Source organism: Bradyrhizobium sp. SZCCHNRI3052, assembly GCF_032484895.1.
Taxonomy (GTDB): Bacteria; Pseudomonadota; Alphaproteobacteria; order Rhizobiales; family Xanthobacteraceae; genus Bradyrhizobium.
Genome location: NZ_JAUETW010000001.1, coordinates 986,786 through 1,013,436, shown reverse-complemented (window position 1 = coordinate 1,013,436; position 26,651 = coordinate 986,786). Strand labels below are relative to the sequence as shown.

General features: G+C 65.5%; 20 protein-coding genes. 8 read left to right on the top strand and 12 right to left on the bottom strand.

The window, feature by feature from the left end:
• Positions 1-34: 34 nt before the first annotated feature.
• Positions 35-292, bottom strand: a complete 258-nt coding sequence (locus QW887_RS04645; RefSeq protein ID WP_315711768.1) for a hypothetical protein — start codon at positions 290-292, stop codon at positions 35-37.
• Between the two features lie 293 nt (positions 293-585).
• Here QW887_RS04645 and coaD point away from each other — a divergent pair, with 293 nt between their 5' ends.
• From coaD to queA, 4 genes are all read left to right on the top strand, one after another.
• A complete protein-coding gene (gene coaD, locus QW887_RS04640; RefSeq protein ID WP_316194202.1) occupies positions 586-1,080 on the top strand; it encodes a pantetheine-phosphate adenylyltransferase in 495 nt (164 codons plus the stop codon).
• 68 nt (positions 1,081-1,148) lie between these two features.
• On the top strand, positions 1,149-1,712 hold the full coding sequence (locus QW887_RS04635) for a peptidylprolyl isomerase (protein WP_315711771.1): 564 nt from the start codon (positions 1,149-1,151) through the stop codon (positions 1,710-1,712).
• Positions 1,713-2,005: 293 nt separating this feature from the next.
• Positions 2,006-2,470 (top strand): peptidylprolyl isomerase, encoded by a 465-nt coding sequence (locus QW887_RS04630; protein ID WP_315711773.1) that lies wholly within the window; start codon positions 2,006-2,008, stop codon positions 2,468-2,470.
• Between the two features lie 139 nt (positions 2,471-2,609).
• Positions 2,610-3,704, top strand: a complete 1,095-nt coding sequence (gene queA / locus QW887_RS04625; protein ID WP_315711775.1) for a tRNA preQ1(34) S-adenosylmethionine ribosyltransferase-isomerase QueA — start codon at positions 2,610-2,612, stop codon at positions 3,702-3,704.
• A 39-nt stretch (positions 3,705-3,743) separates the two neighbouring features.
• On the opposite strand, the gene QW887_RS04620 is transcribed toward queA, so the two are convergent.
• Complete coding sequence (locus tag QW887_RS04620; protein WP_315711778.1) at positions 3,744-4,769, bottom strand: aspartate-semialdehyde dehydrogenase; 1,026 nt, start codon at positions 4,767-4,769, stop codon at positions 3,744-3,746.
• A 272-nt stretch (positions 4,770-5,041) separates the two neighbouring features.
• On the opposite strand from QW887_RS04620, the gene tgt reads away from it, so the two are divergent.
• Complete coding sequence (gene tgt / locus QW887_RS04615; RefSeq protein ID WP_315711780.1) at positions 5,042-6,196, top strand: tRNA guanosine(34) transglycosylase Tgt; 1,155 nt, start codon at positions 5,042-5,044, stop codon at positions 6,194-6,196.
• Between the two features lie 183 nt (positions 6,197-6,379).
• Here the strand turns inward: tgt and QW887_RS04610 are convergent, their stop codons facing one another.
• Entirely contained in the window at positions 6,380-6,598 is a 219-nt protein-coding gene (locus QW887_RS04610; protein ID WP_315711782.1) for a hypothetical protein, read from the bottom strand.
• A 487-nt stretch (positions 6,599-7,085) separates the two neighbouring features.
• Between QW887_RS04610 and cysK the strand changes: the two genes are divergently transcribed.
• Both cysK and QW887_RS04600 read left to right on the top strand, forming a co-directional pair.
• Positions 7,086-8,048, top strand: a complete 963-nt coding sequence (gene cysK / locus QW887_RS04605; RefSeq protein WP_315711783.1) for a cysteine synthase A — start codon at positions 7,086-7,088, stop codon at positions 8,046-8,048.
• Between the two features lie 2 nt (positions 8,049-8,050).
• Positions 8,051-8,290 carry a BrnA antitoxin family protein gene (locus QW887_RS04600; protein WP_315711784.1) on the top strand — a complete coding sequence of 80 codons (240 nt, stop codon included), beginning with the start codon at positions 8,051-8,053 and terminating at the stop codon, positions 8,288-8,290.
• 75 nt (positions 8,291-8,365) lie between these two features.
• On the opposite strand, the gene QW887_RS04595 is transcribed toward QW887_RS04600, so the two are convergent.
• Positions 8,366-9,826, bottom strand: coding sequence for a caspase family protein (locus QW887_RS04595; RefSeq protein ID WP_315711785.1), 1,461 nt, complete (start codon positions 9,824-9,826; stop codon positions 8,366-8,368).
• Positions 9,827-10,024: 198 nt separating this feature from the next.
• Entirely contained in the window at positions 10,025-10,915 is an 891-nt protein-coding gene (locus QW887_RS04590) for a DMT family transporter (protein ID WP_315711787.1), read from the bottom strand.
• A gap of 210 nt (positions 10,916-11,125) precedes the next feature.
• On the opposite strand from QW887_RS04590, the gene QW887_RS04585 reads away from it, so the two are divergent.
• Positions 11,126-11,356, top strand: a complete 231-nt coding sequence (locus tag QW887_RS04585; protein WP_315711788.1) for a hypothetical protein — start codon at positions 11,126-11,128, stop codon at positions 11,354-11,356.
• A 6-nt stretch (positions 11,357-11,362) separates the two neighbouring features.
• On the opposite strand, the gene QW887_RS04580 is transcribed toward QW887_RS04585, so the two are convergent.
• From QW887_RS04580 to QW887_RS04550, 7 genes are all read right to left on the bottom strand, one after another.
• Positions 11,363-11,830 (bottom strand): hypothetical protein, encoded by a 468-nt coding sequence (locus tag QW887_RS04580; RefSeq protein WP_409977878.1) that lies wholly within the window; start codon positions 11,828-11,830, stop codon positions 11,363-11,365.
• Positions 11,831-11,852: 22 nt separating this feature from the next.
• Positions 11,853-12,203, bottom strand: a complete 351-nt coding sequence (locus QW887_RS04575; RefSeq protein WP_315711791.1) for a hypothetical protein — start codon at positions 12,201-12,203, stop codon at positions 11,853-11,855.
• Between the two features lie 298 nt (positions 12,204-12,501).
• On the bottom strand, positions 12,502-13,095 hold the full coding sequence (locus QW887_RS04570) for a formyltransferase family protein (RefSeq protein ID WP_315711792.1): 594 nt from the start codon (positions 13,093-13,095) through the stop codon (positions 12,502-12,504).
• Between the two features lie 699 nt (positions 13,096-13,794).
• Positions 13,795-18,021: a sulfotransferase gene (locus QW887_RS04565; protein ID WP_315711793.1), complete on the bottom strand. Its 4,227-nt coding sequence runs from the start codon at positions 18,019-18,021 to the stop codon at positions 13,795-13,797.
• 227 nt (positions 18,022-18,248) lie between these two features.
• Entirely contained in the window at positions 18,249-20,063 is a 1,815-nt protein-coding gene (locus QW887_RS04560; protein WP_315711794.1) for a hypothetical protein, read from the bottom strand.
• A 567-nt stretch (positions 20,064-20,630) separates the two neighbouring features.
• Positions 20,631-23,924, bottom strand: a complete 3,294-nt coding sequence (locus tag QW887_RS04555) for a hypothetical protein (RefSeq protein WP_315711795.1) — start codon at positions 23,922-23,924, stop codon at positions 20,631-20,633.
• 553 nt (positions 23,925-24,477) lie between these two features.
• Entirely contained in the window at positions 24,478-26,607 is a 2,130-nt protein-coding gene (locus QW887_RS04550) for an autotransporter strand-loop-strand O-heptosyltransferase (protein ID WP_316186143.1), read from the bottom strand.
• Positions 26,608-26,651: the final 44 nt, after the last annotated feature.

Below are 26,651 nucleotides of genomic sequence, written 5' to 3'. Positions count from 1 at the left end.
GGACGAATCAGGTTTCGGGCTATTCGCTCTCTCCTCACTGCGTCCGGTCGACTTCAATGATCCGCGCCTCACGAATGGTCCCCCGGGTTCCGGCGCTGCGCAGGCAGCCCGCTTCGAAGTTCGGCCAGGCCTGCTGCGAGCAGTCGCGGCCGATCGGTCGAATGTCCAGGCGGTCCGCCTTGGCGAGCGGACGCGGCACGCTGGCTTCGACCTGAGGAGCGAAGCCGGGCAGGAGGGTGATGCCGGCAGCCACCAAGCCGGCCGCTGCGACTGCAGATAGCGCTTTGATCATGACGGTCCCCTGTCCGGGCCGTTCGGCCCGTTGTTCGTTAAGGATTTGATAATCAGTTCGGGTTTCGAGACGTCTTCGCGGAACGGGCGAATTGGTTTCGTCTCGGCGCGAGCGTGTTTCGTGTCCCGAGTTCCGATGAAACAATCGCGGTAGCCGACCACAGTTCCGGCTCCCCGGTGTCGCAACCCATTTCATTGCGGTGCGGTCTCTCGGCCGCTCTTTGCCCATCACAGCCACGCCAGCGGGCCTGACGGCGGCTTGCCGGCCTGTTCCGGGCGGTATAGGACGGGCGCATGCAACGCATTGCGCTCTATCCGGGCTCGTTCGATCCCGTCACCAACGGCCATCTCGATGTGGTCCGGCAGGCCGTTCATTTCTGCGATCGCCTGATCGTCGCGGTCGGCGTGCATCACGGCAAGAAGCCGCTGTTCTCGACCGAGGAGCGGCTGGCGATGGCGCAAGAGATCTTCGGTCCCGTCGCAGCCGCGGCGGGCTGCGGCTTCGAGGCTTCGACCTACGACAATCTGACCGTCACCGCCGCGCAAGAGGCCGGTGCGATCATGATGATCCGGGGCCTGCGCGACGGCACCGATTTCGACTACGAGATGCAGTTGGCCGGCATGAACCAGACCATGGCACCGCAGGTCCAGACGGTGTTCGTTCCAGCCTCGGTGGGTGTCCGTCCGATCGCGGCCACGCTGGTTCGCCAGATCGCCGCCATGGGCGGCGAGATCTCGCATTTCGTGCCGCCGTCGGTGGCCGAAAGTCTCAAGGCCAAGTTCAAGTGATCCTTCGGGCACCGGCCGCTTCCGGCGGTGCCTTCCTCTCCTCATCGTCTCATGTCATCGGAGTTGCCATGATCCGCGCTCTCGCTTTCGTCTTTGCTCTCGTGTTCGCGTTGCCGGCGCTGGCCCAGTCGCTGCCTGCCGGCCTCGACAAGCAGAATGCCCTGGTCATCGACACCACCAAGGGCCGCATCATCATCAAGCTGCGCACCGATCTGGCGCCACAGCATGCCGAGCGACTGAAGACGCTGGCGCGCGAGGGCTTCTACAACAACGTGCCGTTCCACCGCGTCATGGACGGCTTCATGGCGCAGACCGGCGACGGCCAGAACTTCAATGGCACCGGCGGCTCGAAGTACCCGAACCTGAAGCAGGAGTTTTCGAGCACGCCGTTCAAGCGCGGCACCGTGGGCATGGCGCGCCGGGGCGACAGCGTCGATTCTGCCAACTCGCAGTTCTTCATCTGCTTCGGCGATGCGTCCTTCCTCAACGGCCAATACACCGTGATCGGCGAGGTCGTGCAGGGCATGGACGTCGTCGACAAGCTCAAGAAGGCGCCTCCGGGCTCGTCGGGCGGTGCCGTCACCGATCCGGACAAGATGGTGAAGGTTCAGGTCGCCTCGGACATCAAGTAGGCAGGCAGAGCGGGGGCATGCCCGGGTCTCGCGCCCGGGTTCCCCCGGGCCTTAAGGAACCTTTTGCCACGTCGCGGAGGCATGGCGATTCTGCCGCCCCGTCACATCGACAGGGCCGGTGGCTTCAGCTTTAAGCGCATTGGGTCTATTCTGGGCCAGCATCGCGGGCCTCGTCGTGCTCGGATTGCCGTCAGTAGGGGTGACGGCCGCACATGGGAAGGCGCCGCGACATTTCAGACCCAGGATTTGCTTTGTCCTGACCCCCGTCAATTCTACAAAACCGAGAGACCAGAATGGCTGTGACCGAAAATACCTTGATCCTCGAGACCACTCAGGGGCCCGTCGCGATCGAGATGCGTCCCGATCTCGCGCCCGGCCATGTCGCGCGCATCAAGGAGCTCGTCCGCGAGGGCTTCTACGACGGCATCGTCTTCCACCGCGTCATCGACGGCTTCATGGCGCAGACCGGCTGCCCGCAGGGCACTGGCACCGGCGGCTCCGGCAAGAAGCTGAAGGCCGAGTTCAACGCCGAGCCGCATGTTCGTGGCACCGCCTCGATGGCGCGTGCGGCCAATCCTGATTCTGGCGACAGCCAGTTCTTCATCTGCTTCGACGACGCCCGCTTCCTGGACAAGCAGTACACGGTCTGGGGCAAGGTCACCGAGGGCATGGAGAACGTCGACAAGATCAAGCGCGGCGAGCCGGTGCAGAACCCGGACAAGATCGTGAAGGCCTACATGGCCGCCGACGCGGCTTAGACTTTGCGATCCTCACGGTGAGGCGCGTGCGCAGCAGGCGTCTCGCACCATGAGGCAGACAGTCGGGCCTTCATCCTTCGCGACGCGTGCTGTCGCACGCTCCCCGGAATGAAGGGCCGATGGTCGTCCCAGAACGACGATGCGCACTGACCTGTTCGATTTCCATCTTCCCCCCGAAAACATCGCGCTCCGCCCGGCGAGCCCGCGCGAGTCCGCGCGCATGCTGGTGGTGCAGGGCGACGGTGTCCTGCGCGACCGCACGGTCGCCGACCTGCCGGACTGGCTGGAGCCCGGTGATCAGCTCGTCGTCAACGACACCAAGGTGATCGCGGCGCAGCTGTCCGGTCGGCGCATCAGCCGCGAGACCGAGGCGAAGATCGAGGCGACCCTGATCAAGCGGCTCGACGGCTCGCGCTGGCAGGCGCTGGTGCGGCCCGCCAAGAAGCTCGCGCCAGGCGATACGATCCGGTTCGGCAACGAGGGCAAGGTCTGCCTGCTCGGCCATCTCGACGCCACCGTCGAGGCCAAGGGCGAGGAGGGCGAGCTGACGCTGTCCTTTGTGTTCCATGGGCCCGCGCTCGACCAAGCGATCGCCGATCTCGGCCGGCCGCCGCTGCCGCCCTACATCGCCGGCAAGCGGCCCGCAGACGAGCAGGACGCGACAGATTATCAGACCATGTTCGCGGCCAAAGAGGGCGCGGTGGCTGCGCCGACGGCTGGGCTGCATTTCACGCCGACGCTGGAGCAGCGGCTGCGCGAGCGCGGCGTCGGGCTGCAGCGTGTCACCCTGCATGTCGGCGCCGGCACGTTCCTGCCCGTGAAGGTCGATGACACCGAAGGCCACCGCATGCATGCGGAGTGGGGTAGTCTCACGCCGGACACGGCGGCCGCATTGAACGAGGCGCGCGCCAAGGGCGGCCGCATCGTCGCGGTCGGCACGACGTCGCTGCGGCTCGTGGAGAGCGCGGCGCAGCCCGACGGCACGATCGCGCCGTTCGAGGCGGAGACGTCGATCTTCATTACGCCCGGCTATCGCTTCCGCGCGGTCGATATCCTGATGACCAACTTCCATCTGCCGCGCTCGACGCTGTTCATGCTGGTCTCAGCCTTCGCCGGCTTGGAGACGATGCACGCGGCCTATGCGCATGCGATCCGCAGCGGCTATCGCTTCTATTCGTATGGCGATGCGTGCCTGTTGTTTCGTCAGCCAGACGAGCGCATCGTCGAGCCGTAGGGTGGGCAAAAGGCCCACCCTGCAAGTTCGCCCTGAGAGCTACGCCATCGCCCGCTCGGGCAGGAGCTCGGCGATCTGCACCGCATTGAGCGCAGCGCCCTTGAGCAGCTGATCGGCGGCAACGAACATCGCGATCGAGTGGCCTGACGGATCGGACAGATCCTTGCGGATGCGACCGACCAGCACGTCGTCCTGGCCGGAGGCGTCGACGGGCATCGGGAAGTAGTTCTTGGCGCGGTCGTCGACCACGCGCACGCCGGGCGCGGTCGCCAGGATGCGGCGGACGTCGTCCTCCGAGATCGGCTTCTCGCATTCGAAGTTGATGGATTCACAATGGGCGCGCAGCACCGGCACGCGGACGCAGGTGACGCCGATGGCGATGCCTTCGTCCTCAAAGATCTTGCGGGTCTCGTTGATGACCTTGGTTTCCTCGTCGTTGTAGCCGGTCTCGGGATCGATGGCGGTGTTGTGGCTGAACAGGTTGAAGGCGAACGGATGCGGCATCACCTTGGGCGCATAGATCTGGCCGTTGAGGCTCGCGCGGGTCGACTGCACCAGCTCGTCCATCGCCGCCGCACCGGCGCCGCTGGCGGCCTGATAGGTCGAGATGATCACGCGCTTGATGCGATTCTTCTGATGGATCGGCCACAGCGGCACCAGCGCCGTGATGGCCGCGCAGTTTGGATTGGCGATGATGCCCTTGTGGTCGCGGATTCGGCGGGCGTTGATCTCCGGGATCACCAGCGGCACGTTCGGATCCATGCGGAAGGCCGAGGAATTGTCCACCACGACGGCGCCGGAGCGCACGGCGATCGGCGCGAACTTCTTGGAAATGCCGCCGCCGGCCGAGAACAGCGCGATGTCGACGCCCTCGAAGGAGCGTTCGGTCAGCTCCTCGATCACGATGGTCTGGCCGCGGAAGGTCAGGGTCTGGCCGGCCGAGCGGGCGCTCGCCAGCGCCTTGAGCTGGCCGACGCGGACGTTGCGGCGGTCCAGGGTGGCGATGAATTCGGCGCCGACGGCGCCGGTCACGCCGACGATGGCAATGGTGGGATCGTGGGGCACGTCTCAAGTCTCCGGTTGAAATTCGGGCAATAAAAAAGCCCCGGACCTTCATCAGGCGGGGCTTCGGTTCGAAGATGGTCGCAATCGAGTTCGACTACGCGCGCACGCCTCCCGAGGCCCTCGTGGGCTTGGTGGTTTTCGTCGTGCGTTTGGTCGAGATCGACATGGCGCGGGACCATAGGGGCGGTCGGAACCGCCGTCAACGGCCGAAATGGACGAAAACGGCGCCATCGCGGTTGAATCGGGGGCCATCCTGACGCAATAAGCCGGCCATGAGCTCCTCGGCCAGCGACCTTCCCAACCATTTCGAACTGCTCGGCAATGACGGCGCGGCCCGCACCGGCCGGCTGACGACGCCGCATGGCGTGGTCCGCACCCCGGCCTTCATGCCGGTCGGCACCGCCGGCGCCATGAAGGGCATCCACTGGCGCGACGTCCGCGAGGCCGGCGCCGACATCGTGCTCGGCAACACCTATCACCTGATGCTGCGGCCCACGGCGGAGCGCATCGCCGCGCTCGGCGGCCTGCAGCGCTTCACCGGCTGGGGCGGGCCGATGCTGACCGATTCCGGCGGCTTCCAGGTGATGTCGCTGTCGGGTTTACGCAAGGTGACCGAGCAGGCGGTGACGTTCCGCTCGCACATCGACGGGGCGAAAATCGAGCTGTCACCGGAGCGCGCCATCGAGGTGCAGCGCCTGCTCAACTCCGACATCGCGATGCAGCTCGACGAATGCGTGCGGCTGCCGGCCGAGCGCGACGATATCGAGCGCGCGATGCGGCTGTCGCTGCGCTGGGCCGAACGCTGCCGCCGCGCGTTCGAGAGTGCGCCGGCAGGCTACATGCTGTTCGGCATCGTGCAGGGCGGCGATGTGCCCGCACTGCGCGTCGCCAGCGCGCAGGCGCTGGTCGACATCGGCTTCCACGGCTATGCGATCGGCGGCCTGGCCGTCGGCGAGCCGCAGGCGGTCATGCTCGAGATGATCGAGGCGACCGCGCCGGTGCTGCCGGCCGACCGTCCGCGCTACCTGATGGGCGTCGGCACGCCTGACGATCTCCTGGAGTCGGTCCGGCGCGGCATCGACATGTTCGACTGCGTGCTGCCGACCCGCAACGGCCGCCACGGCGTCGCCTACACACGCTTCGGGCCGGTGAACCTGCGCAATGCGCGTCATGCCGACGATGACAGGCCGCTGGATGAGGAGAGCCCGTGGCCGGCGGCGCGCAGCTATGCCCGCGCCTATCTGCATCATCTGATCAAGGCCGGCGAGGCGCTCGGCGCCACGCTGCTGTCGGAAATCAACATTGCCTACTTCCAGCAATTGATGGCCGGGATGCGCGCGGCGATCGCACAAGGGCGCTTCACGGAATTCTACGAGCGCACCAAGGCCGATTGGGCGCGCGGCGACATCGCCCCGCGCGCCGGCTGACAGCCGCTTCAGGTGAAGGCCGCCAGCTCGTTGTGAGCCCGGCCCTATGCGCCGGCCCTCTTGAAATTGTGCTGATCATGCATTGCCGACCTGCCCGACGGTCGCGTTATCCTCAGCGACGGAACGGCCGCGACATCACGTCGCGGAACTCTCTCGCCCTGGCGCCGTTCAGTTGCAGACCGTTCAGTTGCACACGAAGCGGCTTTTCACGGAGTGCTTGGTGACGAAGCCATAGCCGCAGGTGTCGCAGGTCCAGAGATAGCTGATCGCATTGTCAGCCAAATATGCCGACGCCTCCGCGGCAATCATGGAGTCGGCGCAGACCGGGCATGTCGGCAGATCGCAGCCGCGAGGATTCGGGCGTGCGGTTGCGGTCGACACGAGATCAGCGAGTGCTGACATATTGACCTCCTGGACGATCTCTTTGTTGGCGATCTCTGCTTGAACGACGTCAATTTCGAAAAGGGTCGATTTCGAACGAGTCGCGTTCGAACGGGTCTATTCCGACGAGTCCAACTTTCGCGGATATCAAGTCCGTCACACAAAGAGTTTGTTTGGGTGGTCTGTTCTTATGTCTATTCTACAACGGTGCTGTCGTTTGGCACGAACGCCCCGATTGTATCACTCCGAAGATGACATCTTGCTGATGTCCGCCCGGGTTGCAGTCGACCTGCACCGTGAATCTTCGTCCGGCTGCAATCAAGCATACACCGAGTTTATTGACCTTGTCGCAACACAAATGCGTTGGTTTTTCGCAATTTAGCCACGACTTGTTGTGCGCCGCGATCGTCCTAAGATCGCGCAAACGTGCTTGCGCAGCGCAACAGGCTCGCTGAAGATGGTCGGAATCGTTGTCGACGTCGCGCGGGGCGCGCAGAGGAGTGATTTCATGGAGTCGTCAGCACAGCGTCCCGGACGCGGGCGCGTATTTGATTCAATTGTCGACGCGTTCGGCAATACGCCGATTGTGCGGTTGCGAAAGCTGCCGGAGCAACATGGCGTCAAGGCGACCATCCTCGCCAAGCTGGAATACTTCAATCCCGCCGCGAGCGTGAAGGATCGGATCGGCGTCGGCATGATCCTGGCGATGGAGCAGGCCGGCGTGATCAAGCCCGACACCGTGCTGATCGAGCCGACCTCGGGCAATACCGGCATCGCGCTGGCCTTCGTTGCTGCGGCGCGCGGCTACAAGCTGAAGCTGGTGATGCCGGAGTCGATGTCGGTGGAGCGGCGCAAGATGCTCGCGTTCCTCGGCGCTGAGATCGTGCTGACGCCGGCTTCGCAGGGCATGAAAGGCGCCATCGCCACCGCCGAGGAGCTGTTGCGGACGACGCCGAACTCGGTGATGCCGCAGCAGTTCAAGAACCTCGCAAACCCGGACATCCATCGCCGCACCACCGCCGAGGAGATCTGGAACGACACGGCGGGCAATATCGACGTGTTCGTCGCCGGCGTCGGCACCGGCGGCACCATCACCGGCGTGGGCCAGGTGCTGAAGGCGCGCAAGCCCGGTCTCAAGGTCGTCGCGGTCGAGCCGGAGGAGAGCCCGGTGCTGTCGGGCGGCCAGCACTCGCCGCACAAGATCCAGGGCATCGGCGCCGGCTTCGTGCCCGACATTCTCGACCGGTCCGTGATCGACGAGATCGTCAAGATCAACAGCACCACCGCCATCGAGACCTCGCGCGCGCTGGCCCGCAACGAGGGCATTCCCGGCGGTATCTCCTCGGGCGCGGCGATTGCGGCCGCGATCGAGATCGGCAAGCGACCGGAAAGCGCGGGCAAGACGATCCTGGCGATCGTGCCCTCGTTCTCCGAACGTTATCTGTCCACCGCGCTGTTCGAGGGGATCTGACCATGGCCGACCAGCCGCGGCGGCCCCGCACGCTCGCTGACGCCCGTACCGAGGCTGAGGCCGCGTTCAAGAAGGTGACCACCAAGCCGGTGGAGGCGCCGCCGAAGAAGGCGGCGGTTCCTGGCGTGCGCGAGCAGGTGACGTTGCGGATCGACCAGGACGTTCTCGAGCACTTTCAGTCCGAAGGGCCGGGCTGGCAGGACCGCATCAATGCGGCGCTGCGCAAGGCGGCAGGGCTCTGAGGGCCGGCTGCATTCTAACGAACAAGCCCGGAGCTCGTGCTCCGGGCTTTTTTTACGCGGGAAAGACGAAGACGTTTACCGGCGGAGCGCGCTGCCGAGCACACCGCCCATCATGCCACCGATGAAGGCGGCGCCGGCGGCGTTGCCCGCGTTGTCCTGCGGCGGCGGATTGCGATAGACCGGCGCACCCTGCGGCGGCGGGCCGCCGGCCGCGACGTTGCCCGCCGGCTTGGCGCGGCGCGGCCTGGCCTCATCGCCGACTGCGGCGGTCGCCGGCGCCGGCTGCGGCTCTGCCAGCAGCGCCTTGTGCTGCAGCTTGGTCAGGAATCCGGTCGACGGATAGCCTCGGGCCGCCTGCCAGCGCTTCATGACGCCGCGGGTCTGGTCGTCGAACACGCCCGTCATCTTGGTGTCGAAGCCAAGACCGGTCAGCCGCCGCTGCACGTCGCGGCGCTTGGTCTTGTCGAGGCCGATCTGATCCTCGCTGACCTGAGTGCCTTCCTCGGTGTAGGTGGCGGGATCGACGCCCTTGGCGACGTTGCGGGTGGCGGTGTTGATGGCCCCGCTCTCGATCGCGGCGATGCGCGCCATCGCCAGCGACTTGAACTGCCCGTTCGGGTAGGTCGAGAGATAGGCGTTGAGCTCTTCCGGCTTGTTGGAGTCCTTCACCGAGCGCCAGAATTCGAGCTCGGCTTCGCCTGCGGTCACGGTGGCCGTCGCGACGGCCGGCGTCGTGCCGGCCGTGGCGGCCGTTGCAGCGGGGGCAGCCGCCGGGTTGAGGTAGACCGCGCCGATCAGGTTGGTATGCCCCCAGGGCAATTGGCCCTTGCTGGTCTCCTCATTGACCTGGGCGCGCACGGCGGTCATGGCCTGCTGAATCTCGACGCCGGGCTGGGCGATGTGCGAGATCAGCGCGCGGGTGAACGGGCTGTTGGCGCCGGCCTCGCCGTCGAGGGCGGTCTGGCCCGGGCCGGTGGCGAACGCGATCAGCGTGCCCTCGCCGGACTTCATCTCGGCCAGACCGGTCTGCACCGACACGCTGCGGGTTGGCGAGTTCGACTTGATCTTGGCGGCGAACGGATTGTCGCGGCAGGCATCGAGGAAGACCAGCTTGACCTTGGCGTCCCCCATCGTCTGGTCGAGCGTCACGTCGATATTGATGGCTGAGCCCAGCTTGACGTCCATTTCCGACTTCAGGTCGGCGTCGACCGGCAGCAGGTAGTTGGTGCCCGCAATGGCGATGCCGTGCCCGGCGTAATAGAACACCGCGATGTCGGCGCCCTGCGCCTTGCGACCGAAATCGAGCAGCTTCTCGGTCATCTTGTCGCGCGTGAGATTGGTGCCCTCGACGACGTCGAAGCCGACGTTGCGCAGGGTGGCCGCCATGGCCTTTGCGTCGACCGGCGGGTTCGGCAGTTGAGCCACGCTCTTATAGGCGCCGTTTCCGACGACGAAGGCGACGCGGCGGTCGGCTTTGGCGGCTTCAGCGGTCAGCACCATGCAGAGCAGGGACAGGGCGACGGTGAGATAGCGCATCAGGAGATCCCCCAACGATCAAGCGAAGCGTTCACTGCAGCATTTGTCGCGGATCGGCGCGAAAAGTCTTGTTCCCAGGCAAAAAATCACGCTTCCGCCACAAACCAGTTCGCGGGTGTTGCGCCCGATCCACGACGATCGCGTGTAGCGCGCCGGTTCCGTGATCCGGATCACGCCGCTTGAGGGCTCCCCGGCGCCTCAGGTCCCAGCCGAACTGCCCATCGGCACGGCCCGAGGCTGCGGCGGACGCAGGTTCAGCAGGTTCCCGGCGAGAATCAACGCAGCGCCGACCACGGTCAATCCGTCGAGACGCTCCGCATAGACCAGCCAGCCGACGGTGGCGGTCAGCGGAACGCGGAGAAAATCCATGGGCACCACGATGGTGGCGTCGGCGTAGAGCAGCGCCCGCGTCATGCAGAAATGCGAGAAGGTCCCACAGAAGGCGACGAGGAGGATCCAGCCCCAGGTCGCGGCCGAGGGCGGCGTCCAGAATACGAGCGAAGGGATGAGGCCGGCGATGGACTGCACCACCAGCATCCAGAAGATGATTGACACGGTGGGCTCGGTGCGCGTCAGCAGCTTGACCAGCGCGATCGAGATACCGAAGCCGACTGCGGCGGCCAGCGCGATGAGCTGTCCCGGATTGATCGCCCCGGTATCCGGGCGGACGATCACGACGACGCCGACGAGGCCGAGCCCGATCGCCGCCAGCTTGAACAGGGTGATGCGCTCGCCGAGGAAGGCCGCCGCCAGCAGCGCCGTCCAGATCGGCATCGTGAACTCGATCGCCACCACCTGGCCGATCGGGATCAAGGTGAGCGCGAAGAACCAGCCAAGCTGCGCGCCGTAATGGACGAGGTTGCGCGCCGCGTGCTGTTTGAGGCGCGAGGTGCGCAGCCTGGCAAAGCCGCCGCTCAATGCGATGACCGGCGACAGCATCACCAGGCCGATCAGGCAGCGCAGCTCCATCAGCTCGAACACGTTGAGCTCGCGCATGGCTTCGCGTCCGGCCACCGCCATCACCAGCATCAGGCCGAGCCAGCCCGTCATCCACAGTGCGGCGATCAGTTTCGAAGCGGGACGATTCATGAGGTGGCGGGGAGAGGGAGGAGGGCGGCGAAGGCGGGCTGTATCACCTCGCGTGCAGAGCAATGCAAATGAAATCAACGGTGCAGTGCACCAACGCCGCGCCAGGTTCGCTCGCGACGGACGCGTGTCATCGAGAAAAACGTGGAGTGTGGCTGTGTTTCGTCCTAAAGCGACCGCCGCGATACAGCCCAAGGCAGCCAGAGACACGACATGACCGAACGCGCCGCTTCAGCCGACTTCGTGACCGCCTTTGCCACCGGCTGGCCGGAGCGGGAGCCTCATCTCATGGTGCTGTCGCTGACCACCCATAAAGGTGTGCAGGACTTCGCCATGACGCGGGAGCAGGCGCTGCTGGTCGCCAAGACCATCAAGCGCACCGCCGCGCAGCTTGCTCCGGCGCCCTCCGCAGGTGCAATCCCCGGCGCCAAGCGTGGCGGTTGATCGAGATCACCGCGACAGTGAAATGTTGGCTGCGCGGAACTGGCTGTCGGCCCGGATCGACACGGACTGCCTCTTGCCGCGGGTGGCGAGCGCGATGTTGGCGTTGAAGCCGGCGGTGGTCGCGAGCAGCTGGAAGTTGCCGCCGCCGCCACGGCCCTGCAGCACGCCATTGATGCCGCGGCTGGTCTCACTCCAGGTCCCCGAGATGGCCGAGCCCTCGGCGATCACCTCGGCCTGCAGCCCGAACTTGTAGGCATCGCTGGCGCAGGTCAGGACGAGCGTCATCCGCGGTCCCGAGACGCCGTAATTGGCCCGGCACCGGATACGCTCGGTTGAGCCGTCCTCAAGGGCAACCGTGCCGCTGCCGCCCCACGTTCCGGCCATGCCGGTGAACGGGCCCGGATCGGCGTGTCCCGGCGAGGCGGTCATACCCGCTGTCAAAACGACGGCGGCGGCCGCGGCCCGCCGCACCATCTTCAGGAGCGTGTGCGCGCCGTTACAGGCGCGAAGCCTGCCAGCGGCCGCTACAGGGGATGCCGGCCGAGGCGCCGTTCCACTTGCCCGAGCCAGAATTGCCGTTGAGCTGCCCATTCGCATATGCGCCATTGATGGAGACCTTGACGAGGCCTTCGCGTCCAATCGAACCCGACACATTGGCGCCAGCCGCAGAAATCTTACCGTCTGCGACGATCAAGGTCGAGCTGGCCGTGGGCTCGCAGCTGCCACTGTTGGTGACGATCGTCACCTGCCACTGACCGTCATAGGGCGACTGGGCGAATGCGGGGGCGGCCAAGCTACCCACCAGGATCGACGCGGCGAAAGCCATTCCAATGCGGTCGAGACGCATGAATCGTTGTCCCTCAATGTCGTTTGATCGGTACCTTATTTGGAGGAATTGTGACGAAAATTTGCCGCAGCGCCGCAACGAATTTTTATCGAGCAATTTCAGTCCATTAACGATTAATGCGGAACCCGGCTTTGAGCCATTCGGGCGGCATTGTGCGCAAACTGCGCCTTCGCCCACCCCATGAGCGGACGACCGCCCTCATCCTTCCGCTGACCGCCCATGCTGCCGTTCGCAGGGCACCGCGAAGGCGCCAGCGGGGAGGATGTCCACAACTTATCGGGGCGATGCGATCAGATGTTCAGTGCGGGGTGAGGCTGGGCGCGTTGGTCGCGAACTGCTCGTCCTGCGGCTTGGCCGGAATCGTGCCGGTCGCCTTGGCCGATTCGACGACATCGCCGAGCAACTTGAGCCCGAGCGGTGCGAGAGCGCGCTCCCACAGCTCGCGCGCGGTCTCGCCCTTCTTGACGAAGCACCATTCCTGGGCGGCGATGGCGCCGGCATCCATGCGGTCGGCGAGGTGGTAGATGGTGCCGCCCGCGATCGGATCGCCCTCCTTGATGGTCCACTCCACTGCGGCGATGCCCCGGTGGCGCGGCAGCAGCGAGGGATGGTAGCCGATGCCGCCGAGCCGGGCGGCTGCGACGGCCTCGTGGGTGACGCGGGCGTGGCTATGTGCCGTGACGATCAGGTCCGTGTCGGGGGCGATCTCACCGGCGGGCACGACCTTCGGATTGGCCTGGACCACGACCTCGATCCCGGCTGCTCGCGCCGCGGCTGCGAGCCGGTCCTCGCCATCATGAACGACGACCCGCGCGATCTCGATTCCTCTCTCGCGCAGCATGTTCAGTGTGGCGACACCGAAATGGCGGGAGCCGACGAGAGTGATGCGCATGGTCAGGGATCTTCCACGGTTGGGGGCTGGATCCGGTCGGGCTCTGACCGGATGAAACGGGTCAAACCAAGCCTTGGCCTCCAGGTCAAGCGCCTGCTGGGCCGTCGTCACAGTCTGGCTTCGTCCGGCCGGTGGAGGCGCTGGGGGATTCAAACGGGAAAGGAGAAAGCTGCTGCGAGCCAGAGTTGGGCGGGCGCTTCAACCTCGCCGAATGCCGTGGGGCGCCATCAAGGTGCAGGCCGAGATGACCGTGGCGGATGACACACCCTCGTTGGGACCGGCGTCAGCATCAGATGGACCGCGAGGCAGGACCGATACCCGAAACTCGCCGAAAGGTTGTGTCCGGACCGGTGCCGCATCGCGGCATGCCCGTCGACAGGCCTCAAACCCCACAGGAGCGAACTATCAATTGAACTGATAAGGACGACCGAAGGTGCTATCCTGGTGGCTTTTGGGTTCGATTTGGCCGGTCTGCGAACGCAATTCGCCTCAGCCAATGGCTGAGTGGATAGATAAACCCTTGATTGTGTAATTAGTTGTCGGTCTGCGTATTAAAACTGACGCTTCTGCATATGACGAAGATAATTTCTTAAAGGCCACGGAGCACAATGCTCCGGCCGCTCCGCCGCGCGGCCGGATAGCCGGGTGCCGCGCCTGTCACCAATCCCTGGGCAACAGCACCCGGTTATTTGCCGGCGGTCATGTGGATTCCGGCGGCGGAAGGTCGATGCCGAGGGCTTCGCAAAGCGGTCCAAGATGTTTCTCGTAGCGGCGCCAGCTTCCGATCGACCGGCGGTAGATCGGCTCGCGCACCTGCATCAGGCTCGCCGTGCGCACCATGCGCTCGGTGCGATGGAAGTCGAGGCAGGCATCCTCCCAGTCGAGGCCGCAATGATCGAGCACGCGGCGCGACACGCCCTCGAGGTCGTCGACCAGATCCTCGTATCGAACGTCCATCAGGACGCCGGGCGGCAGCACCTGGTGCCAGTGTTCCATCACGCCCTCATAGCCCCGGTAGTAGTGGCCGAGCTCGGTCAGGTCGTAAGCAAAGGGCTGTGAGCCGGTGAACAGCAGCGAGTAGCAGGAAACGCAATTGTCGAGCGGGTCGCGCCGCGTGTTGATGATCCTGGCGCGCGGGAACGCCGCATGGATCATCCCGACGAACAGGAAGTTCAGCGGCATCTTGTCGACGATGCGCTCGGCCTCGGGCGCCAGCGTCCGAACGCGGGCGGTGTACTCCTGACCGATCTTCGTCATCTCCTCGGGTGGCAGCAGCGTGATCAGATCGGGATACGCCGGAACGACCTTCTGGCGGTTGGCGCATTCGCCGACGAGATCCTTGAAGGTCTCGAGCTCGCCCGCGCCGAAGACCTTGGAATGGCTGGCCAGCACCTGCTCCATCAGGGTGGTTCCGGAGCGCGGCATGCCGACGATGAAGATCGGGGCCCAGGAGTCGTCGCCGTGCCCTGCAACCATGCGAAAGAACTCGGGCGTGAAGCGCGCCGCGACATTTTTCATCATGCCGAGCCGCTGCTCGGAGTCGTAGTCGAAGGTCTTGCGCTTGAGGGTGTTCGCCTTGTGCAGATGCGAGAAGGCCTGGTCGTAGTCCTTCAGGTCGGACAACGCCTTGCCCATCGCGAAATGGGCTGCGATTTGCTTCTCCTGATCGAGACGGTCGACGCGTTCGAGGAGCTGCCGCAGACCAGGAAGCCGGCTGTCGTCCGGCTTGAACTTCGACATGTTCGCGAGATTGAGATGGATCGGCGCGTCGTCCGGCGCCAGCTCCAAGGCCTTCTGGAACGCCGCCGTCGCCTCGTCGAAGCGGCCGAGCGCCTGGTAGGCGACGCCGAGATTGTTGTAGGAGCCGAAGCGTTCCGGCTTGATCTTGATGGCCAGCAGGTTCTGCTCGATCGATTCCTCGAGCCGGTTGAGCTCAAGGAAGGCATTGCCGAGATTGCCATAGGCGTCGGCATAGTCGGGCCGGCTCGCGATCGCCCGCTTGTAGTGCTCGATGGCGCGCTCGCGATGGCCCTGGCGCAGCAGCACGTTGGCGATGTTGTTGTGGGTCTCGGCGTGTTCAGGACTGAAGTCGAGAACCTTGAGATAGTGCTTCGCCGCCTCGATATCCTTGCCCGCCGTATAGAGCAGGTTGCCGAGCGCAAAATGCGCATCGAGGTGCTGCGGCTTGTTGTCGATCGCCCGCCGGAGCAGGGCGATCGCCTCGTCGATCAGCCCCTGGTTCTGGCGCACCATGGCGAAGGCATAGAGGATGCCGGCGTGGCTCGGCGCCAGCGCAAGTGCCGTCTCGTAGTGCTGGACGGCCGTCTCATAATGGCCGGCGGAGGCCTCGACGGCTCCGATGCTGCCATGGGCCTCGGCGGACTTGTCGTTCACCGCGACCGCGCGCCGGAAGAACTCCTTGGCCTCGTCGAGCCGGTTGGCGGTGGTGCAGACCATGCCGAGCCCGACCAGCGCGTCGAACTGGTTCGGCTGCCCCGCGAGGATCAGCTTGAAGATCGTCTCGGCATCCTTGAAGTCACCGCGGCCTTGCAGCTTCTTTGCCACGGCGGCGGCGCCTTCGGCCAGAGTCTGCAGCGATCCGGCCTGCTGCGAAGCGAAGGAAAGCGATGCTGTCGTCGGCGTCACCACGGGCGGAGCGACGTTCACCGGCTGGGGCGGCTTGGCGCCCGCGATCGCCTCGGCAATCGTCGGCCGCACGGCCTCGCTGCCGAGCGCATCGAGCAGCGGCTTGAGCCGGTCGCCATACATGCGCCAGCGGCCGACCGATCCGGAGAACAGCGGCTTACGGACCTGGACCAGGCTGGCGGTGTTCACCGGACGCTCGTTCTCGTGGAACGACAGGCAGGCATCATCCCAATCGAGCCCGCAATGCGCAACGATCTTGCGGGCATGCGCATCGAAGTCGCGCACCATGTCCTCATACGTCACCTCCAGCATGACGCCCTCTGGCAGCACCGAGCGCCAATGGCTCATCAAGGCGTCGTAGGCCCGGTAGTAGCGGCCGAGCTCGGCCAGATCGTAGGCGAAGGGCTGCGGCTCGGCGAACAGTTGGGTGTAGCAGGACAGGCAGGTGTCGATCGGATTGCGCCGGACGTGAATGATCCGGGCATTCGGCAGCGCGAGATGGATCAGCCCGGCGAACAGGAAGTTCGACGGCATCTTGTCGACGATGCGCTTGGTGTCCGCCGGCAGGTCCGTGAACCGGTCGAGATAGGCGCGCGCGAGGGTCGTGATGTCGGCGTCGGACAGCTTGGCGAGCATCTCCGGATAGTCACCGCGGTCACGATCGGTGAACAGCCCCGCGGCGGCCGCGAAATAGTTGACCTCGCCGGCGCCATGCACGGCGGAATGGCTGGCGAGGAGCTGCTCGACCAGGCTGGTGCCGGACCGGGGCATGCCGATGACGAACACCGGCGCGTGCGATGGATCGCCATGGCCTGCGCGCGCCTGTAGCATGTCCCTGGAGAACACCGCGCGGATGCGCTCGATCTGGCGCAGCGTCTGGTTCTCGTCATAGTTGATGCGGCGGCGCTCGAGAGCATTGCCGGCGTTGAGGTGCACCAGCGACCGTTCGCCGTCCTTGATGTCGGCATAAGCCCGCCCGAGGGTGAAGTGCAGGGCGATGCGCGCATCCTCGGTGAGTGTCTCCGATCTCGCGGCCAGATCCTGCAGAGGTGCCCAGCGCGCGTCGTCGACCGCGAACGGCTTGACCACGCCGTAATTGAGGTGCGTGCCGATACTGCGCGGGTTGACAGCCAGGGCCGATTCATACGCGAGCGCCGCCTCGTCGAGCCGCCCCAGGATCATCAGCACGCCAGCGAGATGGTTCATCGTCGTGGCATCGCGGGGATCGTGGGCGAGGGCGGTTCGATAGCTCGCGACGGCGTCCTCGTAGCGCTGGATGTCGCGCAGCGCATCGCCGCGGTTGCGGTGGGCGACGGCATAGTCGGGGCGCCGGCGTACCGCCTCGTCGTAATGCGCGAGCGCCAGGTCGTGCTTGCCGCGCGATCGCAGCGCATTGGCGAGGTTGTTATGGGCCTCCGGGAAGTCCGGCCGCGCGGCGATGGCACGCTCGTAATGGAAGATGGCGGCAGGGCCGCTCTTCATCTCCAGGTGCAGATTGCCGAGATTGTAGTGCGCCTCTGCGAGCCGGGGGTTCAGGGCAAGGGCCTGCTGATAGGTGTGGATCGCGGCGTCGAGCTGACCGGTGGCCTGCTGACAGCCGCCGATGTTGAGCAGCACGACCGGCGCGTTGGGCTGGATCGCGAGCGCGCGCGAGTAGTGGACAATGGCTTCCGAGTGCCGCCCAAGCATGCGGCAGGCGTCGCCAAGGCTGGCGGCGGCTGCGGCGAAATCCGGCCGCGCGTCGAGTGCGGCCTCGTGATGCGCGAGCGCGCGCTCGTACTGGTCGAGGCGCTGCAAGGCAAAGCCGAGCGCCTGGTGCGCATCGGCGCTGCCCGCGTCCGCAGCCAGCAACAGCTCCAGATGCCGAACCGCGCCGGCAGGATCGCCGAGGCTGGTGAGCGCGCTGCCGAGCAGAAGCCTGGCCTCGGTCGAGGTCTCGTCGAGCGCGACGGCGCGCTGCAGATGCGCGCTCGCTTTGGCGAGGTCGCCGAGGCCTGCGAAGGACTTGCCGAGCGACAGGTGCCGATCCGCGGCGTCACCGGCTTCCTCTGCGGCCTGGTCGAGCAGGTCGCGTGCCTCATGTGTGTCGCCGAGCTGCAGGCGGACCATGGCGAGGCTGCACAGGGTGCGGAAATGACGGGGCTGAAGCGAAAGAACCTTCCGGTAGGCCTGCTCGGCGATGCGCAAGGCTTGATCATTGAGCGCGGCCGCCGACGGCTGTCTGCCGTCGGACGCTGCGGGGACGAGGCGGGGACGGAAGGCGACGGCGAGCTCGTTCATGATGGCAACTTGCTGAATGTTCGACGAATGCCGTTGTCGAGGCGGATTGAAGCGAAACGGAGGCTTAGGTGAGGCCGATCGCAAACGGTCGGCTAGAACCCTTCGAGCAGCGGATGGAGCTTGTCCGGCCACGTGCAGCGTCGATGGCCGGTGCTGCCACAACGCAACGAGCCGGCGTAGACCCAAGGGATCTGCGCCGGCCAATGTTGGTCAGGTTGCTGAAGGCGTCAGCCCCACATGTGGTGCATCGCGTGGTGGTGGGACATGTCCGGACCGCTCGAGGCTGCTGCCGCCGTTGCGGCCGTGGCCGCGGCTGCCGCCGTGTGGTGGCTGCTATGATGGCTGTGGTGGCCGCCGCAGTGATGCGTCGTGGTGGTGTTGTTGCCGCCGGTGGTTCCTCCGCCGGCCGTTCCACCGCCCGTCGTGCCGCCACCGGTCGTCCCACCACCCGTGGTGCCGCCGCCCGCAGTGCCGCCTCCGGTGGTGCCACCACCGGTCGTGCCACCTCCGCCCATGCCGCCGCCGGGCGTGGTCGTGCTCGTAGGCGTTCCGCCCGTGCCGTTGGCGATGTTCGGATTGGCGCCCGCCGGCATGCCGGTGCCCTGGGCAATGCCATTGACCGCAGTCGCTGTCACGAAGCTCGTCGCTGAGGTCACGTAGGCCGATCCGCCGATCGCGATGTTGTTGCCCGCAATGTCTCCGGCATTGCCGATGTAGTTCGCGGCGGCAGCCTTCAACATCGCCTGATCGGTCGCCAGGGCTGTACCCGTGTCGCCGTTCATGATGCCCATCAATGCCTTGGTGGCCATGATGGTGTCAGACTGCAGAGCTCCGGCGGCGAGCTCGTCGTCGAACCGTCCCTTGAACACCGCCCCCTGCGCCGCATCGAACGCGGCGCCAAAGTTCTGGTAGTTCGTGATCTGGTCGATCAGGGCCTGTGACGCCGTACCTGTTCCATTTGCGACCGCAACCAACTTCGCACCCAGCGTATTGCCCTCGGCGAGGAACGACGCCCAGAAATTGGTCTGCGCCTGATTATCCTGGAACTTCGTGACGGTCCCGGTCAGGCCGCCGGGCATTTCGGAGAACCCGCCGATGTGACCAGGCGCGCCGGTGCCGCCCGCCGCTGCGTTGAGCGCCGCGTCGTTCTGAAACACGTCGATCATGTCGACGATGTTGTCGGCGGAGCCGCGCAGCGCCGTCGGATTGGCCATCGTCTCGGCGACATCGTATTTGTTCAGCTGAAGGTTTGCTTGGCTGAGCAGCGTCATCAGGTGAAGTGTCGTCGTTTGGGCCGCAACGGCGGTTTCACCGGCTTCAATCGCAGCGAGCTTCGCGGGGTCATTCAGGATCGCCTGAAGGCCCTGCGTCACGGCCGTAAAATCAGCCTGGATCTGGTTGATGTTGTTGGCGCTCATGCCGCCCAGCGAAAGGTCAGCGGCGGCATTGAACACCGTTCCGATGGCGGTCAGGTCGCCCGCGGCCGCTGCAGCGAGATTGGTGGCGCTGTCGTTGCCGGCGGGAAGGCTCTGGAACGCCACGTCCATGGCACCCGTGTTGGCCAGGAAGGGAACGTTGTTGAGCGCGGCGGAAAGATGCGCGTCACCCTGGATCTGCGCCAGGATCTGCATCTGCACGTTGTGGATGGTCTGGTCGGCCTCGGCGAGGGTCGCCGGATTGGTCGTGTTGGGTGCGGCGTTGATCAGCGTCGTGATCTCGTTCGAGACCTGGGTGAGCACCGCGGTGTCGGTCGCGTTGAGCGTGAATGCCTTGCCGCCGATCGTGACATCTCCGGGATTGGCCAGCATCGCGTTGATGTCGTTCTGCACGGCATGCAGGTCTGTGGTGTAGCTGCCGAGGAACGGGTTGGAGTTGCCGCTGTTCTGGGGCGTCGAGAACAGACCGGTCGAGATGCGAACCGCGTCGTTGAACACGACGCCGGCCTGGACGAGGTCGGTCGACGGGTTGAGCGCAGAGGCGCGAACCAGCAGATTGGACGTGCCATTCGCCAGCGCCGTCGGGTTGAAGGTATTGGCTGCCATTGATCATCTCCCCAAGTTTCAACCCGGCGTCTGCTGCTTGGCGTATGGGCAGCACGCGGGCGTTGATCGGGCAGCGACGTCTCGTTCGCTCCTTCGCGGAACGGGCGAAATGTCGCAGCCTCAGAGCACCTGGGAATTATTTGCTCCAATGGGGCCAAAAGAAGCGCCGCGGAGTCCTCAAATATGATGTTGTTCGGGCAAATGGCTCCTGTCGCAGCCGGGTCACGGCGGCGGTCGGAAGCTTACTAACTCGTTGATTTCCGTCGTGGCATCCCCGCAACATCGTCGCTCAGCGGCGCTTCGACGCACGGTCCAGACAAGAAGTTGCCCCGATCTTGCGACCGGTCACCGATCTCTCCTTAGAAAAGTTCCAGCGTGACGAGCCTCCGCGGTGCGGAACGGAACGTGCATCTTTGTTGATCTTCCGAGGCCTCCTTCTTCAACGCGTGTCGTCTCGCCCGGCTCATTGTCCTTCTCATTTCCCCCGGGAGCACTGCGCGAGTGGACCTCATCTGCTTGCTCCCGGGTATCCGTATCCCAGCCGCAGCAGCTGCTGCGGCTGCCTCGTCAACCCCACATGTGATGCATCGCGTGGAGATGCGACATGTCGGGCCCGGCAGCCGCGGCCTGGCTCATATGCGCGCCCTGGCTTTGATCGTGATGATGGTGATGATCGCTGTGATGCGTGGCGTTGCTGCCGTTGTTGGCCGTGGTACCCGTCGACGTGCCGCCAGCCGCCGTTCCGCCAGCCGCCGTGCCGCCAGCCGCGGTTCCGCCGGTCGACGTGCCTCCGTTCGCCGCGGTGCCACCGGCTGCAGCGCCACCGGCGGCGGTGGTTCCTGCCGCAGCAGTGCCGCCGGTGCCGTTGGCCAGGTTCGGTGTCGCGGTGACCGGAATGGTGCCGTGCGCGGTCCCCTTGATTGAGGTCGCCGCCGAGACCGTCGTGGCCGTCCCAACATAGGTGCCGCCATTGACCGGAATGTTGTTGCCGGAGACGTCCATGGCGTCGGCGGCAAAGCCCTGGCCGGCCGCGGCGACCATCGCCTTGTCTGCCGCAAGTGCTGCGCCGGTGTCGCCGTTGAGGATGCCTTGCAGGCCCTTGACCGCGTTGGCGGTGTCGGCTTCGAGCGTGCCGCTGAGCAGTTCGTTGTCGAACCGACCCTGGAACACGGCCCCCTGGGCGGCGTCGAAATTGGCGCCGAACTGCTGGTAGTTCTGGATCTGCGTGATCAGGGCCGCGCTCGCCTGCGCACCGCCGGTCGAGATTTTCTGCAGCGTGGCGTTGATGGTGTTGGCCTCGGCCAGGAATGCGGCCCAGAAATTCGTCTGCGCCTGGTTGTCCTGGAATTTGGTGACCGTCCCCTTGAGCCCGCCCGGATCCTCGGCAAAGCCGCCCGCATGGCCGGCGTTGCCGTTGCCACCTGCCGCCATGTTGAGGTTGGTGTCGCCCTGGATGATGTCGATGATGTCGAGCAGGTTGTCGGCCGTGCCGCGGAGAGCGGCCTGATTGCCGGTGGTCGCAGCCTGATCATACTTGCCCAGCTGCAGGTTGATCTGGCCGAGCGCTGTCTGCAGATGGATCGTCGTCAGCGCCGCGGCGTTGGCAGTCTCGCCAGCCTCGATCTGCGCGAGCTGGGTCTTGTTGTTGAGGATGGCCGTCAGTCCGTGCTGGACGGCGGTGAAGTCCGCGGTCACCTCGGCAAGGTTACCGGTGTTGATGCCGCCCGAGGCGACCTCGACGGCCTTGTTGAAGACCAGACCAACGTCCTTCAGGCTGTTGCCGGCGGTAGCGGCGGCAAGACTCGCCGGATCGTCCGCGCCCGCGGGCGACGTCTGGAAGGCGACGTCCTGGCCGCCGGTATTGGCGAGGAAGGGGACGTTGTTCAACGCGTTCGCCAGATGCGCGTCGTTGTGGATTTCGCCGAGGATTTCCTGCTGCAGCGCATGGATCGTCTGGCTTGCCGCTGCCGATGTGCTGGCGTTGGCGAACTGTCCCGCCGCCTGCAGCAGTGTGCCCAGTTGCCCCTCGACATTGGTCAGCACCGCCGTGTCGGTCGCGTTCAGGGCGAAGGTCTTGCCGCCGAGCGTGACCTGACCAGGGTTGGCCAGCATCGCCGCAATATCGGTCTGCACCGCCGTGATGTCGGCCTGGTAGCTGGTGAGGAAGGCCGGCGAGTTGCCGCTGTTGGCGAGGCTGAAGAGGCCGAGCGAGGCGCGCACCGCGTCGTTGAAGACGACGCCAGCCTGCACCAGGTCGGTCGAATGCTGGATCGCCGTGGCACGGGTCAAAAGGTTCGAGGTGCCGTTGGCAAGCGCGGTCGGGCTGAAATTCACCGGCGTGGCGCCACCAGCCGGCGGCGTCGACGATGAGCCGCCGGTGCCGTTGGCAATGTTCGGGGTTGCCGTGACCGGGATCGTGCCCTGGGCGAGTCCGTGCACCGACGTGGCCGTCGAGACCGTGGTCGCCGAGCCGACATAGGTCGCGCCGCCGATCGCGATGTTGTTGCCGGAAACGTCCATGGCGTCGGCCGCGAAGCCCTGGCCGGCCGCGGCGAGCATCGCCTTGTCCGCGGCAAGCGCAGCGCCCGTATCGCCGTTCAGGATGCCTTGCAGGCCCTTCACCGCGGCCGCCGTGTCGGCTTCGAGCGTGCCGCTCAGAAGCTCGTTGTCGAAGCGGCCACGGAAGACGTTGCCTTGCGCGGCATCGAAATTGGCGCCAAATGCCTGATAGTTCTGGATCTGAGTGACCAGTGCGGCGCTGGCCTGCGCTCCGCCGGTTGCGATCTTCTGCAGGGTCGCGTTGATGGTGTTGCCTTCCGCCAAGAAGGCGGCCCAGAAATTCGTCTGCGCCTGGTTGTCCTGGAACTTGGTGACCGTGCCGGTCAACCCGCCCGGATCCTCCGCGAAGCCGCCGGCATGGCCGGGCATGCCGTTGCCGCCCGCGGCCTTGTTCAGATTGGCGTCGTTCTGAATGATGTCGATGCTGTCGAGCAGATTGTCCGCCGTGCCGCGCAGCGCAGCCTGATTGCCGGTTGTTTCCGCCTTGGCATACTGGTTGAGCTCGAGATTGATCTGCCCGAGCACCGTTTGCAGATGGATGGTCGTGAGCGCGGCCGCGTTCGCCGTTTCGCCATTCTCGATCTGGGCAAGCTGGGTCTTGTTGTTGAGGATCTTGGTGAGACCTTGCGAGATCGCGGTGAGGTCGTTCGTTACCTCCTGCAGGTTCGCGGTGCTGATGCCGCCGGAGGCGAGGTCGACGACCTTGTTGAAGACGAGGCCGACATCCTTCAGCGTGTTGCCTGCGGTCGCTGCGGCCAAGGTCGCCGCATCATCGGCACCGGCCGGCGTGTTCTGGAAGCCGACGTCCTGGCCGCCGGTGTTGGCGAGGAAGTTGACCTTGTTGAGCGCGCCGGACAGATGCGCGTCGCCGTTGATCTCCTGCAGGATCTCCTGCTGGACCGCGTGCAGGGTCTGATCCGCGGCTGTGATCGTCGCAGCATTCGTGGTCTGCGGTGCGGCCGTGAGCAGCGTCGAGATCTGCGCCTGCACGTTGGTGAGAACGGCGGTGTCGGTCGCATTCAGCGTGAAGGCCTGGCCGCCCAGGGTCACCTGGCCGGGATTTGCGAGCATCGCGGCGATGTCGTTCTGTACGGCGTGGAGATCGGTCGTGTAGCTGCCGAGGAACGGGTTCGAGTTGCCGCTGCCTGCCTGCGTGAACAGGCCGAGCGAGGCGCGCACCGCATCGTTGAACACCACGCCGGCTTGGACGAGGTCGGTCGACATCTTGAGCGCTGAGGCGCGCACCAGCAGGTTCGACGTTCCGTTGGCCAGCGCCGTCGGGTTGAAGGTGTTATTCGCCATAGATCATCTCTCCCCAAGTTCATCCGACGCCCGGCAGGGCCCCGTACCGAAACTGGCCGGACGATGCGGAAGCGCATCGGCCCTGCGTCGGACGTGCTGCGCCGCGCCTCACGCCCGTGCGCCGCTGTGTCGCGCGCTTTTCTGACGCGCGCTACTTTGTCGCACCTCGCTATATGCTCGGAGCAATCGGGCCAAAAAAGGCGTGGGGGAGTCCGCAAATATGTTGTTCTCGGGACATCGCGGATCTGTGACAGATGCGCCGCGATCGCGTGCCAAGTGATTGATTTCTGGCGGCAAGCAGCAAATGCGGGGTGCGGCGATCGGGCGCGAATTGCATGTTGTCGTCAAGATGCTGCCTGCATCTCGCCGGTGAGTGGCCGGTCTCCGGAGATCAGACGCAGGGTTGGTCTGATGCGCTCGAGGTTGCCCGGCGACACGGGCGCGCGGCATTGTCGCAGCGCGATCGCTGGAAAAACGCCACGATGGATCGTCTGTCCGGGGGAGTGAGAGGCGAAGGCGCCTGGGCGTATCGGCCGACCTCGCCGTGCGCCGTTCAGGACGGCGGCGCGGCCTGACGCTGTGCCAGGAGCGCAGTCCTGATCTTCTGCAGCAGTGTAGTGTAGAGCTGATTCCAGGCCGGGTCATTCTGCCCGTTCGCGTCCAGCCCTTGCTTGGTCAGGCCCAGGCTGATCCGGTAGACGGCGAGCGCGCCGTCGATGTTGCCGAGTGGAATGAAGGCATCGCCCAGACTCTGGTAGGAATTTGCAAGCGCCTGCTGCAGCGACGGATCGTTGGCGACCGTGTTGGCGAGGTGGGTGATCAGCGCGGTATTGGCGCGACGCTGCTCGAAGGCTTCGGCATGGCGGCCCTGGGCGGCGAGCACGTCCGCCAGCAGAGCGTGGCACCAGGCGAGGTCGCGCTCAAAGCTGAGATTGCCGCGGTGAGCTGCGGTCAGCTTCCGGATGATGGCGAGGCTGGCGGAATAGGCGGCATGCGCAGCCTCGAGGTTTCGCTGAACGAACAACACGGCGCCAATGCGGTTCAAGGCGACCGAGAGGTTGCGTTGAAACCCGGCGTCGTCCGGATTGGCTACGGTCAGGTACCTGACGATGGCGATGCTCTGCTTGTAGTTCTGCAGCGCGCCCATGAGATCGCTCGCGGTGGCTGCGCGATCGCCTTCCGCGATGCCGGCGGCAGCCTGATCCAGCAGCCTGCCGGCGGCGACCGTGACGCCGACTGCAAGGCCCCCGCGGGCAACGTCGCCGCACGGTTGCGCCAGCAGTGCTGCGAGCGCGACCGGTTCGTCGCTCTCCACGGATTCCGGCGCCGACTCTGCCCTCGAGGTTCGATGCCGATCAAAGGGCGCAGGCGCCGCCTGCTGCTGAGAGGTGCGCGGTTGCGGATGCAATCCCTGTCCGAAGCCGGGAATTCGGCGCAACATGCCCTCGACCTGCGCGGCCGTGATCAGGCGCGTGCACTCGAACTGTCGGGACGTGCCCTGCCATCGCGGGCACCACAGAAAGTCCTCATGGTCGAAGCGATGACTGGCATCATTCCAGCAACTGTTGCAGGCGTGATGGTTGATGACCCGATAGGGGGTCGCAAACTCGTTGGTGGGGTGGGTGAAGCCGCTGATCAGCACGACCGGAGTGCCGACCGCCCAGGCCAGCCATGACAACCCCGAGGAAAGGCCGATGAAGAACGCGGCGTGCTTGAGCCAGCGGGCGCGCTCGGGCAGCGGCCGGTCGCCGGTCTGATCCTCGGCTGCGGCGGGAATTTGCGTCCGGTAGGCGCCGTGGCTGCGCTCCGCGGTCTGATCGATGCAGATCACGCGATAGCCGGTCTCGCGGAGGAAGGCCACGATGCTCTGCCAGCCCTCAGGATTGTTCCAGTGCTTGCACGCGGTCGTTGCTTGCATGGCGATGCAGACATAGGGGTCCTCGATGGGACGGCTGTCTTCGCTCAACGCGACGCGAGGTGGACGCTCGGCCGGATCCACGCCGAGAATGTGAGCTGCGGTCCGATGCAGGCCGACCTGCCTGAAATCATAGGGCTGATGGACCAGCTCGGCATCGTCGAAGAACAGCCCGACCGAGTAGGTTGCGTAGTATCGCTCCGGCTGGACCGTCTCGTGGCTGAGGAATGCGATGTCAGGGTAGGCGTCGCGGAACAGCGGGATCAGCGGCTCGCCCATCGCACAGCTCAGGCGGCACCGATGCAGGTCCTTGAACTTCACTGCATAGCTCATCCAGCCGATGATGTCGCCGATCGTGCCGACCGGGAATTGGATCAGGACGTCGCGGTCGGTGGCGTCATAGTCGTGGCACAGCAGCAGCTCGGGCCCTGACCACACTTCGAGCCTGAACGGGACAAAGTAGCGTTTGCTGCTGTTGACGTGCCCAGAACGCAGGTCGATGTCGAACAGGACGTTGGCGGTCTCGAGATCGCTCAATCGGACGTGCCAGGCGTGTCCGGTGTCGGGCAGCATGACACGACAGCCGTCGTTGAAGTCGAAGCGCAGCCCCTGGGGACCCTCCTGGGTCGGCACGGCCGCTGGCGGCGGCAGTCGCGGCTTTCGTGCGTGATCAGACGCCTCGGTGCGGGCGCCGGGCTGGGCGGACGGTAACGCACTTGCCGGCACCATCGCCGGGTCTGAGGTGCGGGGAAAATTTGCAACGTTCATGTCGAGGTGCCGACGCGGTCTGCGTTCATTCGTGAGCGATGACG

What these genes read in the sequence shown, in the direction of transcription:
- QW887_RS04645 (WP_315711768.1), bottom strand. Translation starts at nt 292, where the DNA reads ATGATCAAAGCGCTATCTGCAGTCGCAGCGGCCGGCTTGGTGGCTGCC.
- coaD (WP_316194202.1), top strand. Translation starts at nt 586, where the DNA reads ATGCAACGCATTGCGCTCTATCCGGGCTCGTTCGATCCCGTCACCAAC.
- QW887_RS04635 (WP_315711771.1), top strand. Translation starts at nt 1,149, where the DNA reads ATGATCCGCGCTCTCGCTTTCGTCTTTGCTCTCGTGTTCGCGTTGCCG.
- QW887_RS04630 (WP_315711773.1), top strand. Translation starts at nt 2,006, where the DNA reads ATGGCTGTGACCGAAAATACCTTGATCCTCGAGACCACTCAGGGGCCC.
- queA (WP_315711775.1), top strand. Translation starts at nt 2,610, where the DNA reads ATGCGCACTGACCTGTTCGATTTCCATCTTCCCCCCGAAAACATCGCG.
- tgt (WP_315711780.1), top strand. Translation starts at nt 5,042, where the DNA reads ATGAGCTCCTCGGCCAGCGACCTTCCCAACCATTTCGAACTGCTCGGC.
- QW887_RS04610 (WP_315711782.1), bottom strand. Translation starts at nt 6,598, where the DNA reads ATGTCAGCACTCGCTGATCTCGTGTCGACCGCAACCGCACGCCCGAAT.
- cysK (WP_315711783.1), top strand. Translation starts at nt 7,086, where the DNA reads ATGGAGTCGTCAGCACAGCGTCCCGGACGCGGGCGCGTATTTGATTCA.
- QW887_RS04600 (WP_315711784.1), top strand. Translation starts at nt 8,051, where the DNA reads ATGGCCGACCAGCCGCGGCGGCCCCGCACGCTCGCTGACGCCCGTACC.
- QW887_RS04595 (WP_315711785.1), bottom strand. Translation starts at nt 9,826, where the DNA reads ATGCGCTATCTCACCGTCGCCCTGTCCCTGCTCTGCATGGTGCTGACC.
- QW887_RS04590 (WP_315711787.1), bottom strand. Translation starts at nt 10,915, where the DNA reads ATGAATCGTCCCGCTTCGAAACTGATCGCCGCACTGTGGATGACGGGC.
- QW887_RS04585 (WP_315711788.1), top strand. Translation starts at nt 11,126, where the DNA reads ATGACCGAACGCGCCGCTTCAGCCGACTTCGTGACCGCCTTTGCCACC.
- QW887_RS04580 (WP_409977878.1), bottom strand. Translation starts at nt 11,830, where the DNA reads ATGGTGCGGCGGGCCGCGGCCGCCGCCGTCGTTTTGACAGCGGGTATG.
- QW887_RS04575 (WP_315711791.1), bottom strand. Translation starts at nt 12,203, where the DNA reads ATGCGTCTCGACCGCATTGGAATGGCTTTCGCCGCGTCGATCCTGGTG.
- QW887_RS04570 (WP_315711792.1), bottom strand. Translation starts at nt 13,095, where the DNA reads ATGCGCATCACTCTCGTCGGCTCCCGCCATTTCGGTGTCGCCACACTG.
- QW887_RS04565 (WP_315711793.1), bottom strand. Translation starts at nt 18,021, where the DNA reads ATGAACGAGCTCGCCGTCGCCTTCCGTCCCCGCCTCGTCCCCGCAGCG.
- QW887_RS04560 (WP_315711794.1), bottom strand. Translation starts at nt 20,063, where the DNA reads ATGGCAGCCAATACCTTCAACCCGACGGCGCTGGCGAATGGCACGTCC.
- QW887_RS04555 (WP_315711795.1), bottom strand. Translation starts at nt 23,924, where the DNA reads ATGGCGAATAACACCTTCAACCCGACGGCGCTGGCCAACGGAACGTCG.
- QW887_RS04550 (WP_316186143.1), bottom strand. Translation starts at nt 26,607, where the DNA reads ATGAACGTTGCAAATTTTCCCCGCACCTCAGACCCGGCGATGGTGCCG.